Below are 16252 nucleotides of genomic sequence, written 5' to 3'. Positions count from 1 at the left end.
GTCATATCAAACCGGTGACAGATCTTCACATGGAGTGCATGAGAAAATTGCGCAGCCGTGTGGCCCGTTCATTCCTGTTTTCGTCTGAGGACCCTGTCAATGAAAAGTATCGTGATCACCGGCCATGGCGGCAATGAGGTGGTGTCCCTGATCCAGGGTGAGAAGCCGCTGCGCCAGCCCGGCCATGCACTGGTGCGCATGCAGGTGGCAACCTTGAATCGCGTGGACCTCTATATGCGCAACAGCGGCGCTGGCATCACCCACAAACTGCCGCAAGTCATGGGCATAGACGGTGCCGGCATTGTCGAAGAGGTGGACGCATCGGAAACGGACCTGACGGTGGGCCAGCGCGTCACCTTGTACCCTGCTGTCATGTGTGGGCGCTGTGAGTTCTGCCAGCGCGGTGAGGGCGTGTTGTGCAACAAGATTCAGTACCTGGGCGAGCATCGCGATGGCACCATGGCGCAATGGGTCAGTGTCCCGGTCCAGAATGCGCTCGCCATTCCCGACGGTCTTTCGTTCACCGATGCAGCGGCCTTGTGTGGCAACCACCTCACGGCTTGGCGCATGTTGTTCACCAAGGCACGGGTGCAACCTGGTGAAAGCGTGCTGATTTTCGGAATTGGCGGTGGTGTGTCACTGGCTGCCCTGCAACTGGCCAAGCTGGTGGGGCTGACTACGTTTGTCACATCCCGCAGTGCGGACAAGCTCAGCCGCGCCGCCGCGCTGGGAGCAGACCATTGCATCGACAGTTCCCGGCAGGACGTTGCCAAGACCGTGCTCGCGCTGACCCAGGGCCGCGGCGTGGATGTGGTGATAGAGAACATCGGCGGTGACACCTGGCCCCAGGCCATGAAATCCCTGGTGCGTGGCGGCAGGCTGGTGACCTGTGGTGCCACTGCGGGAGACCAACCGCCTGCAGACCTGCGCCGCATCTTCATCCGGCAACTGCAGATCATGGGCTCCACGCTGGGAGACCTGTCGGAGTTCCGTCAACTCATTGCCTTTGTGCAGAAGACCGGTTTGCGCCCGGTCATCGACAGCACCTACCCCATGGAGCAGATTCATACAGCGCTGGACCGGTTGGAGGCGGGTGAGCAGTTTGGCAAAGTGGTTCTGTCGTTGCAGGACTAGAGCGCGTTGGCGTTCCGATCTGGGTGCGGTCAGGAAATAGGGCGCGGCAACTAATCGCACTTGGGACGGGTGAAAAAGTGGCACGTTGGGCCGCGTTGATCAATAATTGCTGCACTGCAACAATTTTTACCAAAGGACCCCACCATGTTCAAGAACACTCCCTTCGAAGCCATCGCCAAGACCATGTCGGAATCGGCTCCCAAACTGAATCCCGCCGCCATGCAAGAAGCTCTCAAGCCCGTGCAGGACAACCTCAAGGCATGGGCCGACCTGGCTCAGGCCCAAGCCAAGGAAGCACAAGCCGTGCTGGCCGAATCCGTGGAATCGATCAAGGGTGCCAAGGACCCGCAAGCCGCATTTGAAGTGTTCAAGGCCTCCGCAGAAGCCAGCATGGCGCTGTTTGCCAAGAACCTCAAGGCCGCCACTTCCCTGAGCGTGGACCAGTTCCATAGCAGCGTGGATGCTGTGGAAAAGGCCCATCCCGCTCCCGAGGCATTTGCCGCCGTAGCCAAGAACCTGAAGGCTGCTGCCTCCACAGCTGAAACCACACTGGGTTCGGCACTGGACAAGGGGGCATCGGTTGCCGCTTCGGTCGCTTCGGCCACCAAGACCAAGAAGTCCGCCAAGTAGGCCTGGGCTATACGCCAGACACGAAAACCCGCCGGGCTTGAAGTCCGCGGGTTTTTCGTCGTTGCAAACAGGCTTTGCCAGTTCAGCGTCACGCAAGCTTCACGACGCCTAGCTACCCTACACTGCAGAAGACTTGAAGTAAATCTACTCTGAGTTTCAAACAAATAAAGCCATGCTCCCCCTATTCAGCTCCACGCCTTTCGAGGAACATGTTCCTGCTGATCTGGAGACGCTTTCCAAGCAGTCCAACCGGCTTCTCTCCAGCGCAACGCACCACCGTGAAAAGATTGCCCGAACACACGGGGCCCGCGCACTGGAACTGTCGAAGGAACTGGCGCAGACGCAGCAGGACATTGCACAGGCAATGACGGCGGCAGAGGCCTACCAGATGTTCATGGAATACGGGGCCGATGCCGCGCGGCGTATGGCGCTGACACTGGATGTTCTGCGTGAGCGCGGCAACATCGATCGGGCCCACGAAGAAGCGGGCACGCCACCCGTGCTGGACTATGCCTATGAAGTGGTGGTGGATGGACGCAAGCTGCAAAGCCCGGTCAACTACCAGTTGCTCAAGATCCTGCCGCCGCAAGGTGTGCAGGTGCTGGATACCAAACGCCCGTTCATGATCATCGACCCGCGTGCCGGGCATGGTGCGGGCATAGGCGGCTTCAAGCCGGACAGCCAGGTCGGCGTGGCCTTGCGTGCCGGGCATCCGGTGTACTTTGTGGTGTTCCGCCAGCATCCCGAGCCGGGGCAGACCCTGGTGGAAGTAATGCGCGCCGAGGCCGAGTTCCTGCGTGAGATCGCCAGACGCCACCCCGACGCACCCAAGGCTGTGGTGGTGGGCAATTGCCAGGGTGGCTGGGCCACACTGATCCTGTCTGCGGCCAACCCCGACCTGACCGGTCCGTTGGTGATCAACGGTGCACCGGTGGCCACCTGGTCGGGCCAGGTGGGCGAGAACCCCATGCGCTACAACGGCGGTCTGCTGGGCGGTGTGGTCCCCGCACTGCTGATGTCCGACCTGGGCGGCGGTGAGTTCGACGGTGCGCATCTGGTGTCCAACTTCGAGATGCTCAACCCCAGCCGCAACTTCTTCGGCAAGTACTACGACCTGTTCTCGGACGTGGACAACAAGCGCAAGAGCTTTCTGGAGTTCGAGAAATGGTGGGGGGGATTTCACTTCACCAACGAAGCCGAGATCCGCTGGATCGTCGAGCAACTGTTCGTGGGTAACAAGCTGGCCCGCGGTGAGGCCGAGCTGGAGCCCGGCCACAAGCTCGACTTGCGGGCGATCCGCTCGCCCATCATTGTGTTTGCCAGCCGCGGCGACAACATCACTCCGCCGCAGCAGGCGCTCAACTGGATCGTGGACACCTTTGTCGATGAGCTGGAAATCCGTGTACGGGGCCAGCGCATCATCTACATGGTGCACGACAAGGTGGGCCACCTGGGCATCTTCGTGTCGTCCTCCATTGCCCGCAAGGAACACACGGAAGTCGCCTCCACCCTGAAGACCATCGAGGCGCTGACGCCAGGTCTGTACGAGATGAAGATCGACGAAATGGAAGGTGACGAAGGCAACGAGCACTTCTACGTCAGCTTCCACGAGCGGCGCATGAAGGACATCCTCACCACGGTGGAAAACGACCGCGACCAGGAAAAGGACTTTGCGGCAGTGGCCCGCTTTTCCGAGCTCGGTGCCCAGGCGTACGACACCACGGTGCGCCCTTTGCTCAAGAGCATGGTGACGCCGCAGACCGCCAAGGCGCTGCGCGAGGCCCATCCATCGCGAGTGAGCCGCAAACTGTTCTCCGACGCTAATCCGCTGTTGCCGGCCATGACGCCGTTCGTCGAATGGGCCAAGAGCCAGACCCCTTCCGTGACACCCGGCAACCCGTTTCTGGAGCTGGAGCGGGTGATGGCCAACAGCATCATCCAGGGCATGGACCTGATGCGCGACCTGCGCGATGCAACCTACGAGAACACCTTCCTGGCCATCTACGGCACGCCCTTGATGCATTGGCTGGGACGCCCCGAAGAAATGGAAAACGAGCGCAAGGAAGGCCGCAACCTGCGTCGTTCGGCCTCCGTGCAGAAGATACTGGCCAACATGGAGCGTGGCGACCTGGCAGCCGGTGTGATCCGCATGCTGGTGCTGATGGCGGATTCGCGCGGCTCGGTGCGACGCGACCGGCTGGAGCGCTCGGCCCAAATACTCAACCACACCGAACCATTCCAGTCCATGGGACCGGAGCGCAGAGGCGAGCTGATCCAGGAGCAATCCATCATCGCCGAGTTCGAGCCCAAGCGTGCAGTGGAAACACTGCCCCTGCTGCTGAAGACGCCGCAAGACCGTGCCAAGGCACTGGAGCTGGTGAACTTCATCGTGGGTGCGCGCGCGGAGATGGCTCCCCACTCGCTGGAATTGATCCAGCGCATGGAGCAGTTGCTGGGCGTGGCTGACAATAAAACCACTGAGGAGCCAAGCAATGAAATCAAAAATAGTGTCGGCCAGCGACGCCGTCGCACTCGTACACGATAACGACACACTGGTCTGCTCCGGATTCGGAGTTGTTGGTGTCCCCGACGAGTTGCTGGCAGCGCTGGAAAAGCGCTTTCTGGAGACAGCGCAGCCGCGCAATCTGCATCTTTTATTTGGCGGCGGCCCGGGCGATGGGAAGGACCGCGGCCTCAACCGCATCGCCTACGAGGGGCTGATTGCCTCTGCCATCGGCGGCCATTGGGGGCTGGTGCCCAAGATGGGCGCGTTGGCCATGGCCAACCAGATCCAGGCCTACAACCTGCCGCTGGGCGTCATCTCCCACATGTACCGCGACATCGCCGCAGGCCTGCCGGGCAACCTCACGCCGGTGGGGCTGGGCACCTTTGTGGACCCGCGTTTGCAAGGCGGCAAGATCAACGCCAGCACCACCGAAGACATTGTGGAAGTCACCACCCTGGGCGGGCGCGAGATGCTGTTCTACAAGGCGCCCAAGCCGAACGTGGCCTTCATTCGCGCGTCGATTGCCGATCCGGATGGCAACCTGTCGCTGGAGCGTGAGGCGCTCACGCAGGACGCGCTGGCGATTGCCATGGCCGTGAAGAACGCCGGCGGTATCGTGATTGCACAGGTGGAATTCATCACCGAAGCCGGGGCCATGCTGCCGCGCCGCGTGAAGGTGCCCGGCATTCTGGTGGATTGCGTGGTCGTGGCCCGTCCCGAATATCACATGCAAACCTACGGCACGCCTTACAGCCCGGCGCTCTCGGGTGAGATGCGTGTACCGCTGGATGCGCTGCCGCCCATGCCTTTTGATGAGCGCAAGGTGATTGCGCGCCGCGCCGCCTTCGAGCTCATGCCCAATGCAGTGGTCAACCTGGGCATCGGCATGCCCGAAGGCGTGGCCGATATCGCCAACGAGGAGCGCCTGCTGCGCTACATGACGCTCACCGCCGAGCCCGGCGTGGTGGGCGGTGTTCCCGGCAGCGGCCTGAACTTCGGCTCCTCCACCAACGCCACGGCACAGCTGGACATGAACCAGCAGTTTGACTTCTACGACGGCGGCGGCCTGGACCTGGCCGTGCTGGGGCTGGCCGAGTGCGATGCGCGCGGCAACATCAACGTCAGCCGCTTCGGCCCGCGTCTGGCCGGCGCTGGTGGCTTCATCAACATCACGCAGAACAGTCGCACGGTCATCTTCATTGGCACTTTCACCGCGGGTGGCCTGGAGGTGAAGGTGGGGGACGGCAAACTCACCATCCTGAAGGAAGGCAAGTTCCGCAAGTTCGTGGAGAAGATCGAGCAGGTCACCTTCAGCGGCGAATACGCTGCACGCATGGGCAAGAAGGTGCTCTACGTTACCGAGCGTTGCGTGCTGACCTTGACCCCCGAAGGACTGGAACTGACCGAAGTGGCACCCGGCGTGGACATCGAGCGCGACATCCATGCCCTACATGGCCTTCAAGCCCATCATCCGCAATCCTTTGACTATGGATGCACGCATCTTCCGCGAGGAGCCCATGGGCCTGAAGGACACGCTGCTGTCCATCTCGCTGCTGGACCGCATTGCCTACCAGCCTGAGCGCAACCTGCTGTTCCTCAACTTCCAGGGACTCAAGCTCCTCACACCCAAGGACGCGCAAGATGTGCAGGCGGCCGTTGAGCGCAAGTGCCAGGAGATCGGTCACCGCGTCAACACCATCGTCAACTACGACGGCTTTGAAATCATGGAGCCCGCCATGGACGCCTATGCCGAAGTGGTCAAGCACATGAGCGAGCACTACTACGCCCGCATCACGCGCTACAGCACCAGCGCGTTCCTGCGCAACAAGCTGGGCGCGGCCATCAGCAGCCGTGGTCTGGCACCGCACATTTACGAGACGCAAGCCGAAGCGGAGGCCGCAATTTAGCGGCGGCAATCACCCCTGCTCCGACCATGCCCAATGGATCGGTGTTTAATCTGCACAGATTACCCACCCATCCATGCACAGACCGCCCATCCAGTTTGTCACCAAGGCTTCGGCACTCAAGCTGTCCGAGCTCATCAGCGCACTGAGTCACGCACTGGACATCACGGAAGGGCAGCCGGTGGGGCACTGCGTACGCTGCTGCTGGATCGGCATGCACATAGGCCGCGAAATCGGCATGCCCGAGCAGCAGTTGTGGGAGCTCTACTACACACTGCTACTCAAGGACCTTGGCTGCAGCAGCAACGCGGCGCGCATTTGCGAGCTCTACCTGACCGATGACCTGAGCTTCAAGCGTGATTTCAAGCAGGTGGGCGACAGCCTGCCGCAGGTGGTGCGTTTTGTGTTGCAGCACACCGGCCTCAAGACCGGGCTGGCTGAGCGCTTCAAGAGTGTGCTCAACATCTTCAAGAACGGGTCGGAGTACTCCACACAGTTGATCCAGACCCGCTGCCAGCGCGGTGCCGAGATTGCCCGGCTGCTGCGCTTCTCCGAAGGCATTGCCCAGGGCATCTACAACCTGGACGAACACTGGAACGGCGCGGGCAAGCCCAGTGGCGTCGCTGGCACCGATATCCCGCTGTACTCCCGCATTGCCCTGCTGGCACAGGTTGTTGACGTATTCCACACGGCCGACAGCAAGGAGGCCGCGCTGGCCGAAGTAAGCAATCGCAAAGGCCAGTGGTTTGACCCCACGCTGGTGGATGCGGTGCAGCGCCTGGCAGCACAGGATTCGTTCTGGAACACCTTGACTTCCAGTGATATCGACGCGGCCGTGGCGGCTCTGGAGCCGGCCCGCTTTGAGGTGCCTCTGGATGAGGACTACCTGGACGACATTGCCACGGCCTTCGGTCAGGTGGTGGACTCCAAGAGCCCCTACACCAGCGGCCACAGCGCGCGCGTGGCCTTGTACACCGACTTGATCAGCGAGACCTTGGGATTGAACCTGGAGCGCAGGCGTTGGCTCAAGCGCGGGGCACTGCTGCACGACGTGGGCAAGCTGGGCGTGAGCAACAGCGTGCTCGACAAGGCTGGCAAGCTCGATGCAGCCGAGTGGGAAGCCGTGCGCAAGCATGCGGAGCTCACTGAGTCCATCCTCTCTCGCATCAGCGCCTTTCGCGAACTGGCGCGCATTGCCGGAGCCCACCACGAGCGCCTGGACGGTGGTGGCTATCCACGCGGATTGACGGCGGAAGACATTGCTATCGAAACCCGCATCATCACCACGGCCGACATCTTCGATGCCATTACTGCTGAGCGCCCTTACCGCGGTGCTGTGCCGGTGGACCAGACGTTGGAGATGATGAAGAAGACCGTGGGCACCGCGCTGGACCCGCTGTGCTATGACGCCTTGTGCGCCGCCATGGCCAACGTGCCCAAGCTCGGTTAGTTGCCAGTTGCTGCCTGTGGTTCGGGCGCACTCTTTTTTGGTGCTGCACCGTCCACGCGCAGAGTCAGTCCACCCGCCTTGCGCGGTCCTTCGCCCGGCCCCACGCGTGCCTTGCTCGCCGCGCACCGCAGGCGCAGCGCCTCTACCTGCGATTTCAGCTCCGTGGTGTCACCGATCTTGTCGCTGTAGCGGTCCAGCACACTGAAGGCCGACTCCACTAGTTTGATGTTGAGTGTCTCCTCGCCCCGCAGCAGCAGCTCCTTGACAGCGGCAGCCGGGTCGCCCTTGAGGCTGAGCGACATGGCGTATTCGGCGTACTTGAGTATCTTGGCGCTGCAGGTGCGCACGCGGTCGGCGTATTCGGGGTGAGCCTTGGCAGCGCCGATCAGCAGCTCGCTCATGGCCCGGCTGGAGCAAAAGCGCAATGCCAGCCGGTCGATCACCGAGTACACCTCTTCAAGCTGGATGGCGCGCTTGGCCAGCTGCGCCAGCAACGCCACCAGATTGGAGGCTGACTCGAAGTCGAACTCCGGCAGTCGTATTTCGCCGATCATGGCGCGCACCGACACCAGCGACTGCGCAATCTGGTGGTGGTGTATCAGGCTCAAGGTCTGCACGACCTTGGACAGGCGCCGCGTGCGTTCCTGCCCTGGGTCACGTTCCAGCAGGCGTTCAAAGTCATTGACGCAACGCTGCAAGCCCTTTTGCTCATTGCGTCCGAACGTCATGAAGGCGCTGAGCACCAGCACCTGGCAATCAAAGATCTTGGAGTCCAGACCCAGGAACGCTGTGCGCTGCAGAGCCCTGTCCGCATCTTCGAGCTTGCCGGCATAAAACGACATCATCCCAAAACTCTGCAGCCGTCCGATGGAGGCTGGCGTGAGCTGGCTGGCCATGCGGTAGGTTGCCAATGCCTCCTCGAATTTGCCCAACTCAAACTGGGCGCGGCCCATGACGTCATAGGCATCGGCATAGGTGGGGTCTTCCGTGATTAGGTTTTCCAGCGTGCTGACCGCTGCGGCGGGCTGTCCGCCATCGAGCATGGAGCGGGCAACACCCAGTTTGGCCCAGGGCAGGGTCTTGGCCTGAATGACGGCCTCGTACAGGCGCTGGGCCTGGGTCGGCTGGTCCAGACGCAGCAGCAGCTCGGCCCCAATGCGCGCGGCATACAGCCAATAGGCATTTCGGGCTTCAAAGCGCGCGATGCACAGCTTGGCGGCGCGGGCAAAGTCGCCTTCTTCTATGGCAGAAAAGATCTCCTGCAATGCCGCCTTGCGTATCCGGGCCTGCTGCAACCGCTCGCTCAATTGCGAAGGCTTGTGGGGCTTGAGCAAATAGCCATCCAGCGCCGACTCGGCGGCATCAGCCACCTTGGCATAGGTGGCCTCACCGGTGATCATCACGAACACGGTCGAGAACGGAAGCAGCTGGTTGCGCCGCAGATCGTTGAGCAAGTCCTGTCCGGTTGCGCTTTCCATGGGAAAGTGCTGTTCGCACAATACGAAGTCAAAGCTCTGAAACTCCAGCATGCGCCTTGCGTCTGCAATGCGCCCGCACTGCATCACGGTGCGGATTCCGAAGTCCTTGAGTTGACTAACCAGTATCGAGCGCATGGCCGGGTTGCCTTCCACGACCAGGGCCCGCGTGTTGGAAATGTCTTCTAGCAGCTGTGCCATATGTGCCGCCCATGGACGTGGGCGTGTAATTGTTTGTCCGGCTACATTGCCGATGAGACATTGTGATGCACGCCATTGTGTTGACGCAAATCAATATTGACGTGGACGCGCGGGAACAGAATGCCTTCACCTTTGGTTTCAAAGAGGATGGTCTTCCATGTTGCAGATTCGCATTCACGGGCGCGGTGGACAAGGGGTGGTCACGGCGGCCGAAATGCTGTCGCTGGCCGCCTTCGAACAGGGTCACCATGCGCAGGCTTTTCCCAGCTTTGGTTCCGAGCGTACCGGCGCTCCCGTGGTGGCCTTCTGCCGCATCGACGACCATGAAATCCGCCTGCGCGAACCCATACTGGCGCCCGACGTTCTGATCGTGCAGGACCCCACCCTGCTGCACCAGGTCGACGTGTTCCAGGGGCTGCAGCCCGGCGGCTATGTGCTGATCAACACCCGCCGCACCTTTGATGAACTGGGTTTGGCGGATATCAGCAAGCACTTTCGCCACGAGCGCCTGACCACGGTTCCGGCCACGGATATTGCGCTGCGGCATTTGGGCCGCCCCTTGCCCAACGCCGTTTTGCTGGGCGGCTTTGCCGCGCTCGCCGGGCTGGTCACGCTGGATGCGGTGGAGCATGCCATACGCCACAAGTTTTCCGGCAAGGTCGCAGACGGCAACATCGCCGGCGCCCGCGAAGCCTATGCCTATGTCCAGAATGAAATGAAGGAGCTGGCCCATGCGCAAGCAAGTTGAAGGTTCGGCCGCCGTTGCCGAAGCCGTGGCGCTGGCGCGTCCGGAAGTGATTTGCGCCTACCCCATTTCACCGCAGACGCACATCGTCGAAGGTCTGGGCGAGCGGGTGAAGAGCGGTTCGCTCACGCCTTGCGAGTTCATCAATGTGGAGAGCGAGTTCGCCGCCATGAGCGTGGCCATCGGTTCATCGGCAGCCGGTGCACGTACCTACACGGCCACGGCCAGCCAAGGCCTGTTGTTCATGGCCGAAGCGGTCTACAACGCCTCCGGCCTGGGGCTGCCGATTGTGATGACGGTGGCCAATCGCGCCATTGGTGCACCCATCAACATCTGGAACGACCACAGCGACTCCATGAGCCAGCGCGACTGCGGCTGGCTGCAACTGTTTGCCGAGACCAACCAGGAGGCGTTGGATCTGCACATCCAGGCCTTCAAGATTGCCGAGGAGCTGTCCATGCCGGTGATGGTATGCATGGACGGCTTCATCCTCACCCACGCCTACGAGGGCGTGGACATGCCCACGCAGGCCGAGGTGGACGCCTTTCTGCCGCCCTACGAGCCGCGCCAGGTGCTGGACCCGGCCGAGCCCGTGTCCATAGGCGCCATGGTCGGACCCGAAGCCTTTATGGAGGTGCGCTACCTGGCCCACGCCAAGCAGACCATGGCGCTGGAGCGCATCCCGCAAATTGCGGCGGAGTTCAAGCAACGCTTTGGCCGCGACTCCGGCGGGTTGGTACGACCCTACCGCACCGAGGATGCCGAGACCATCGTGGTGGCCTTGGGCTCGGTGCTGGGCACCATCCAGGATGCGGTGGACGAGATGCGCGCTGCGGGCGTGAAGATCGGCGTGCTGGGTATCCAGTCCTTCCGCCCCTTCCCTCTGGCCGCGGTGCGCGCGGCGCTGCAGGGTGCCAAGCGGGTGGTGGTGCTGGAGAAGAGTTTTTCCGTGGGGCTGGGCGGCGTGGTGTCTACCGATGTGCGGCTGGCCTTGTCGGGCCTGCAGCTGCACGGCTACACCGTGGTCGCTGGCCTGGGCGGCCGAGCCATCAGTAAGGCGTCCCTGGTGCGCACCTTTACCGAGGCCACCAGCGACAGCCTGCAGAGTCTGACCTTCATGGACCTGGACTGGCGCATCGTGAACCGCCAGCTCGAACGCGAAGCCGCCACGCGACGCAGCGGCCCGATTGCCGAGAACCTGCTGCGTGACGTAGGTTCCATTGCCTCCAAGGTGACGTAATGACGACCCCCATCAAGTTCTACCAGACCGGCACCTTCACCGTGGGCAACCGCCTGCTCACGCCCGAGCAGCGCAGCGTGCAGTCGAGCGAGGAGCGCAGCAACGCCCTCAACTCCGGTCACCGCGCCTGCCAGGGTTGCGGCGAGGCCTTGGGTGCGCGCTATGTGGTGGATGCGGCCATGCGCGCCACCCACAACCAGCTCATTGCAGCCAATGCGACCGGTTGCCTGGAAGTGTTCAGCACACCGTATCCGGAAACGTCGTGGCAACTGCCCTGGATCCATTCGCTGTTCGGCAATGCGGCAGCGGTGGGCACCGGCATTGCCGCGGCACTCAAGGTCAAGGCGCAGAAGAACGGCACCGCCAACAACGTGCGCGTGATCGCGCAGGGTGGGGATGGCGGCACCACCGACATTGGCTTTGGCTGCCTCTCGGGCATGTTTGAGCGCAACGACGATGTGCTCTACATCTGCTACGACAACGAGGCCTACATGAACACCGGCGTGCAGCGCAGCTCGGCCACGCCCATGGGTGCGCGCACCGCCACCACCATGGCGGTGGGAGCACATCCGGGCGCACCCGCAGGCCAGGGCAAGAACCTGCCGCAGATTGCCATGGCGCATGAGATTCCTTATGTGGCTACGGCTACTGTGGCCGACTTGCGCGACCTCGAAGCCAAGGTGGAGAAGGCCATGTCCATTCGCGGTGCGCGCTATCTGCATGTGCTGGTGCCGTGCCCGTTGGGCTGGGGCTCTGCCAGCCACGACACCATCAAGCTCGCCCGCCTGGCGCGCGAGACCGGTCTCTTCCCGGTCTTTGAGGCCGAGCACGGCGAAGTGACTGCCGTTACCCAGCTCCGCCATCCCGTGCCGGTGCAGGAATACCTGAAGCTGCAAAAGCGCTTTGCCCATCTGTTCGGACCCAAGGGCGATGCGCAGATGCTGGCGCGCATACAGGCCGATGCCGACCGTAACATCCGCCGCTTCAAGCTGTTGGAACAGGAAGCCTGATCATGCAAAAACCCTTTGCCATCACACTGGACCCGGGCTCTTCACTGGCCAACAAGACCGGGTCCTGGCGTACCGAGCGCCCGGTCTACGCCGACCATCTGCCACCCTGCAATGCACAGTGCCCTGCGGGTGAGGACATCCAGGGCTGGCTGTTCCACGCCGAAAGCGGAGACTACCTGCAGGCCTGGCAGCACCTCACGCGCGACAACCCGTTTCCCGCCATCATGGGCCGGGTCTGCTACCACTCCTGTGAGGGAGTCTGCAACCGTGGCAAGCTGGACGCCGCGGTGGGCATCAATTCGGTGGAGCGCTTTCTCGGGGACGAGGCGCTCAAGCGGGGCTGGAAGTTTGCTGCGCCTGCAGCGGATACCGGCAAGCATGTGCTGGTGGTAGGGGCCGGACCATCGGGCATGTCGGCGGCCTACCATCTGCGCAGGCTGGGCCATCGCGTCACGGTCAAGGAAGCGGGTCCCTTGATGGGCGGCATGATGCGCTTCGGCATTCCGCAGTACCGCCTGCCGCGCGACGTGCTCGAGGCCGAGATGCAGCGCATTGTGGACATGGGCGTGACGGTGGAGCTGGGTGCCAAGGTGGAGCACATCGCCCGCACCATGCAGGAGGGGCGCTTCGATGCCGCCTTCCTGGCTGTGGGCGCACACATCGCCAAGCGCGCCTTCATTCCCGCCAAGGACTCCTCTCACATTCTGGATGCGGTATCGGTGCTGCGCTCCATGGAAGGGGCCGACAAGCCCATGCTGGGCCGCAGGGTGGTGGTGTATGGCGGCGGCAATACCGCCATCGACGTGGCGCGCACGGCCAAGCGCCTGGGCGCTACCGAGGCCATCATCGTCTACCGCCGCAACCGCGAGAAGATGCCTGCACACGATTTTGAAGTGGAGGAGGCGCTGCAGGAAGGCGTGATGGTCAAGTGGCTCTCCACCATCAAGCAGGCCGATGGCGGCGTGCTGACCGTGGAGAAGATGGTGCTGGACGACCAGGGCAATCCGCAGCCCACCGGCGAGTTTGAAAGCCTGGAGGCCGACTCGCTGGTGCTGGCACTGGGCCAGGACGTAGACCTTTCCCTGCTCGACGGTGTGGAGGGGCTGGAGGTGAAGGACGGCGTGGTACAGGTGGACCCGCACAGCATGATGACCGGGCACCCGGGCCTGTTTGCCGGTGGCGACATGGTGCCGGCGGACCGCAACGTCACCATCGCCGTAGGCCATGGCAAGAAGGCCGCGCGCCACATCGACGCCTGGCTGCGCGGCCAGACGTTGGCGCCCACAGTCAAGCATGCAGTGGCAGGCTTTGAGCGCATCAACAGCTGGTACTACAGCGATGCCCCCAAGACCGTGCGCCCGCAGCTGGAGCTGGCACGGCGCACCAGCAGCTTTGACGAAGTGCAGGGCGGCCTCACCGAGGACAACGCCTTGTTCGAGGCGCGCCGCTGCCTGAGCTGCGGCAACTGCTTCGAGTGCGACAACTGCTACGGTGTCTGCCCCGACAACGCGGTCATCAAGCTGGGGCCGGGCAAGCGCTTTGCCTTCAACTACGACTACTGCAAGGGCTGCGGCATCTGCGTGCAGGAGTGCCCCTGCGGTGCCATCGACATGGTGCCAGAAGAGACTTGAAAAACGGTATATATCGTATATATTAAAGTGCCTTGGGTTTAACGGTGGAGGCACTCGCGCATGTCAAACGAAGTTCTGGTCTGGTGGTTTTTCCTGTGCGTGGTGAGTGCGGCCAATGTCATGGCGCTGACATATTCCGGTCATCTGCTGCTGCGCCGGCAAGGGCAAATTCCGCGCGAGGTGTATGCGTCACGCAAGCTGCAGTTCCTGCTGTCGGCAGGCTACGTGCTGGGCTGTGCCTACCGTTCGGCGCTGCCGGTGTTTGATGTGCAGCGCATCTGCCTGTTTGATTCCTGGTTTTCCAGTGTGATCGTGGGCCGCTCGGTGGCCACGGTGGCCGAGCTGTGCTTTGTCACGCAATGGGCCTTGCTCATGCGCGAGATCGCCGACGTCACGCAAAGCAAGGCGGGTCGCTGGACCTCCATGGCACTGGTACCGTTGATCGCCATTGCCGAAACCTGCTCCTGGTATTCCGTGCTCACCACCGCCAACATCGGTCACGTCATCGAGGAGTCGCTCTGGGGCTTGTCTGCCGCACTGTTGGTGGTCAGTCTGTTCTCGGTCTGGCCGCGTTGCAGCGAGCGTCTGCGCCCGGCCTTGCTGCTGACGGGCATTGCCGGTGTGGCCTATGTGGCTTTCATGTTCCTGGTGGATGTGCCCATGTACTGGTCGCGCTGGTTGCAGGACGAGGCCAGTGGTCGCCATTACCTCAGCCTGCAGCAAGGCGTGCTGGATGCGTCGGCCCGTTGGGTGGTGTCGCACCAGTGGCAGGTCTGGAAAAGCGAAGTGGCATGGATGTCGCTGTATTTCAGTGTGGCGGTGTGGCTCAGCATTGCGCTGATCCACACACCGGCCTTTGATCGCCAGGCGCGCAGCGTGCCAAAGGGGCATTTGCAACCGGCCTGAGGGTCAGGGCTGCAGTCGGGCTATCTGGACTTGGATGCCTTCTTCTTGGGCTTGGCAAACAGCGTGTCGTGCAGTTCCACCAGCGCCTGTGTCAGACGGTGCTTGGGGTCCAGGTAGACCATGGGGCGGGATTGCTCGTGCGACTCGCGGATGCGCACGGAAGAGGGCAGATAGGGCTGCAACACCGGCAGGCCTTCGGCAATCAGTTCATCCACGATGCGTTGCGGCAGATTGGCGCGCGGCTGGAACTGGTTGACCACAATGCCTTTGACGTCCAGTTCGGGATTGTGATCGGCCTTGATCTCCTGCACATTGTCCAGGAGGGTGTACAGCGCCTTGCGTGAAAACTCGTCACAGTCAAACGGGATCAGGCAGCCGGTGGCGCCTATGAGCGCCGAGCGGGTGTAAAAATTCAGCGCGGGCGGGGTGTCGATATAGATGCGGTCGTAGTCTTCGCTGAGCTGCTGCAGTGCTTCGCGTAGCTTGTAGATTTTTTGGCGCGACTCCAGCTTGGTTTGCAGCTCGTTGAGTTCGGCGTTGGCCGCCATTAGGTGCAGCTTGTCAAACGGCGTGGGGATGACAAAGTCGGTGGCGGTGAGCGGCTTGAAGCTGAAGCTCAGACAGAAGTCAAAGAAGCCGCCCACGTTGGGCTGGTCTTCGGTGGCGGTCTCTCCCAACAGGTAGCTGCTGGAGTTGCCCTGCGGGTCCAGGTCGATCACCAGGGTACGCAGGCCTTGGCTGGCGCTGATGGCCGCCAGGTTGCAGGTGATGGTGGATTTGCCGACGCCACCCTTTTGGTTGAATACGACGAGCGCCATCTTGCGTGTTCCCCTGCTGTAGTTCCATGGAAGTTCCACGCACGAGTGTAAGCGAGCTGGATTGCACCCATGGGGCGCAATCCACTGCTGCGGCGTTCAGAACGGAGACCGCTGCATGCCCATGGCACGCAGCGTACTTAGTCAGCTTTGACGGTCAGGATGGGGCAGGGAATGTTCATCAGGATTTCCTGCGCCATGCTGCCCATGATGAGTTTGCCCACTGCACTGCGTTTACGCAGACCGATCACCAGCAATGAAACCTGGTATGTGGCAACCATTTCTTCCAGTTCTTCCACGGCATTCTTGCCGCGCACAAACTGCTTGAATTCTGCGTTGATGCCGGACACCGACAGGAGCTGTTCAACCCGCTCCACGTCCTGTGCGTCAGCGCGTGAAGGATCTTCACCACTGCCGCCCGGTGTGGCATTCACCACGATCAGCGTTTCGTTGCGTTCCTTGGCGATCTCAATGCCTTTTTCGAGGGCGGTTTGACCTTCGGGACGGGGAACATAGGCTACGAGAATTGTCATTCGAAAGCTCCTTGGCTTGTAATGGGTGTGCGGCAAATGATAGCGCTTGAGCACATTTGTACTATGACGCAG

General features: G+C 62.0%; 14 protein-coding genes. 11 read left to right on the top strand and 3 right to left on the bottom strand.

Going from position 1 to position 16252, the window contains the following annotated elements; translation table 11 throughout:
* Positions 1-99: 99 nt before the first annotated feature.
* From AAGF34_RS04045 to AAGF34_RS04020, 6 genes are all read left to right on the top strand, one after another.
* On the top strand, positions 100-1134 hold the full coding sequence (locus AAGF34_RS04045; RefSeq protein ID WP_342619352.1) for a zinc-binding dehydrogenase: 1035 nt from the start codon (positions 100-102) through the stop codon (positions 1132-1134).
* A gap of 144 nt (positions 1135-1278) precedes the next feature.
* Positions 1279-1764, top strand: a complete 486-nt coding sequence (locus tag AAGF34_RS04040; protein ID WP_342619351.1) for a hypothetical protein — start codon at positions 1279-1281, stop codon at positions 1762-1764.
* A 172-nt stretch (positions 1765-1936) separates the two neighbouring features.
* The gene (locus tag AAGF34_RS04035) at positions 1937-4309 is read left to right on the top strand and encodes a DUF3141 domain-containing protein (protein WP_342619350.1); all 2373 of its coding nucleotides are present in this window, start codon (positions 1937-1939) and stop codon (positions 4307-4309) included.
* Positions 4257-5849, top strand: coding sequence for a malonate decarboxylase subunit alpha (locus AAGF34_RS04030; RefSeq protein WP_342619349.1), 1593 nt, complete (start codon positions 4257-4259; stop codon positions 5847-5849). Before AAGF34_RS04035 ends, AAGF34_RS04030 begins: the two co-directional genes overlap by 53 nt.
* On the top strand, positions 5758-6177 hold the full coding sequence (locus AAGF34_RS04025) for a hypothetical protein (protein WP_342619348.1): 420 nt from the start codon (positions 5758-5760) through the stop codon (positions 6175-6177). Before AAGF34_RS04030 ends, AAGF34_RS04025 begins: the two co-directional genes overlap by 92 nt.
* Positions 6178-6250: 73 nt before the next feature.
* Complete coding sequence (locus AAGF34_RS04020; protein ID WP_342619347.1) at positions 6251-7624, top strand: HD domain-containing phosphohydrolase; 1374 nt, start codon at positions 6251-6253, stop codon at positions 7622-7624.
* On the opposite strand, the gene AAGF34_RS04015 is transcribed toward AAGF34_RS04020, so the two are convergent.
* The gene (locus tag AAGF34_RS04015; RefSeq protein WP_342619346.1) at positions 7621-9300 is read right to left on the bottom strand and encodes a response regulator; all 1680 of its coding nucleotides are present in this window, start codon (positions 9298-9300) and stop codon (positions 7621-7623) included. The two genes, AAGF34_RS04020 and AAGF34_RS04015, sit on opposite strands and share 4 nt — an antisense overlap.
* Before the next feature lie 157 nt (positions 9301-9457).
* Here AAGF34_RS04015 and AAGF34_RS04010 point away from each other — a divergent pair, with 157 nt between their 5' ends.
* Genes AAGF34_RS04010 through AAGF34_RS03990 form a run of 5 tightly spaced genes read left to right on the top strand, consistent with a single transcriptional unit; the run spans position 9458 to position 14832 of the window.
* Positions 9458-10048: a 2-oxoacid:acceptor oxidoreductase family protein gene (locus AAGF34_RS04010; protein ID WP_342619345.1), complete on the top strand. Its 591-nt coding sequence runs from the start codon at positions 9458-9460 to the stop codon at positions 10046-10048.
* The gene (locus AAGF34_RS04005; protein ID WP_342619344.1) at positions 10032-11285 is read left to right on the top strand and encodes a transketolase C-terminal domain-containing protein; all 1254 of its coding nucleotides are present in this window, start codon (positions 10032-10034) and stop codon (positions 11283-11285) included. Before AAGF34_RS04010 ends, AAGF34_RS04005 begins: the two co-directional genes overlap by 17 nt.
* Positions 11285-12295, top strand: a complete 1011-nt coding sequence (locus AAGF34_RS04000) for a thiamine pyrophosphate-dependent enzyme (protein WP_342619343.1) — start codon at positions 11285-11287, stop codon at positions 12293-12295. The genes AAGF34_RS04005 and AAGF34_RS04000 overlap by 1 nt, the downstream gene beginning before the upstream one ends.
* Before the next feature lie 2 nt (positions 12296-12297).
* Positions 12298-13926 (top strand): NAD(P)-binding protein, encoded by a 1629-nt coding sequence (locus AAGF34_RS03995; RefSeq protein ID WP_342619342.1) that lies wholly within the window; start codon positions 12298-12300, stop codon positions 13924-13926.
* 60 nt (positions 13927-13986) lie between these two features.
* On the top strand, positions 13987-14832 hold the full coding sequence (locus tag AAGF34_RS03990) for a hypothetical protein (protein WP_342619341.1): 846 nt from the start codon (positions 13987-13989) through the stop codon (positions 14830-14832).
* A gap of 20 nt (positions 14833-14852) precedes the next feature.
* Here the strand turns inward: AAGF34_RS03990 and AAGF34_RS03985 are convergent, their stop codons facing one another.
* On the bottom strand, positions 14853-15650 hold the full coding sequence (locus tag AAGF34_RS03985) for a ParA family protein (protein ID WP_342619339.1): 798 nt from the start codon (positions 15648-15650) through the stop codon (positions 14853-14855).
* A gap of 137 nt (positions 15651-15787) precedes the next feature.
* A complete protein-coding gene (locus AAGF34_RS03980) occupies positions 15788-16180 on the bottom strand; it encodes a universal stress protein (protein WP_342619338.1) in 393 nt (130 codons plus the stop codon).
* Positions 16181-16252 lie beyond the last annotated feature (72 nt).

The sequence above is a fragment of the Rhodoferax sp. GW822-FHT02A01 genome, assembly GCF_038784515.1.
Classification (GTDB): domain Bacteria; phylum Pseudomonadota; class Gammaproteobacteria; order Burkholderiales; family Burkholderiaceae_C; genus Allorhodoferax.
This window is presented reverse-complemented; position numbering and strand designations above follow the sequence as displayed.

Bases quoted from the DNA above. Each gene is read 5' to 3' on its own strand.
- AAGF34_RS04045 (WP_342619352.1), top strand. From the start codon at position 100: ATGAAAAGTATCGTGATCACCGGCCATGGCGGCAATGAGGTGGTGTCC.
- AAGF34_RS04040 (WP_342619351.1), top strand. From the start codon at position 1,279: ATGTTCAAGAACACTCCCTTCGAAGCCATCGCCAAGACCATGTCGGAA.
- AAGF34_RS04035 (WP_342619350.1), top strand. From the start codon at position 1,937: ATGCTCCCCCTATTCAGCTCCACGCCTTTCGAGGAACATGTTCCTGCT.
- AAGF34_RS04030 (WP_342619349.1), top strand. From the start codon at position 4,257: ATGAAATCAAAAATAGTGTCGGCCAGCGACGCCGTCGCACTCGTACAC.
- AAGF34_RS04025 (WP_342619348.1), top strand. From the start codon at position 5,758: ATGGATGCACGCATCTTCCGCGAGGAGCCCATGGGCCTGAAGGACACG.
- AAGF34_RS04020 (WP_342619347.1), top strand. From the start codon at position 6,251: ATGCACAGACCGCCCATCCAGTTTGTCACCAAGGCTTCGGCACTCAAG.
- AAGF34_RS04015 (WP_342619346.1), bottom strand. From the start codon at position 9,300: ATGGCACAGCTGCTAGAAGACATTTCCAACACGCGGGCCCTGGTCGTG.
- AAGF34_RS04010 (WP_342619345.1), top strand. From the start codon at position 9,458: ATGTTGCAGATTCGCATTCACGGGCGCGGTGGACAAGGGGTGGTCACG.
- AAGF34_RS04005 (WP_342619344.1), top strand. From the start codon at position 10,032: ATGCGCAAGCAAGTTGAAGGTTCGGCCGCCGTTGCCGAAGCCGTGGCG.
- AAGF34_RS04000 (WP_342619343.1), top strand. From the start codon at position 11,285: ATGACGACCCCCATCAAGTTCTACCAGACCGGCACCTTCACCGTGGGC.
- AAGF34_RS03995 (WP_342619342.1), top strand. From the start codon at position 12,298: ATGCAAAAACCCTTTGCCATCACACTGGACCCGGGCTCTTCACTGGCC.
- AAGF34_RS03990 (WP_342619341.1), top strand. From the start codon at position 13,987: ATGTCAAACGAAGTTCTGGTCTGGTGGTTTTTCCTGTGCGTGGTGAGT.
- AAGF34_RS03985 (WP_342619339.1), bottom strand. From the start codon at position 15,650: ATGGCGCTCGTCGTATTCAACCAAAAGGGTGGCGTCGGCAAATCCACC.
- AAGF34_RS03980 (WP_342619338.1), bottom strand. From the start codon at position 16,180: ATGACAATTCTCGTAGCCTATGTTCCCCGTCCCGAAGGTCAAACCGCC.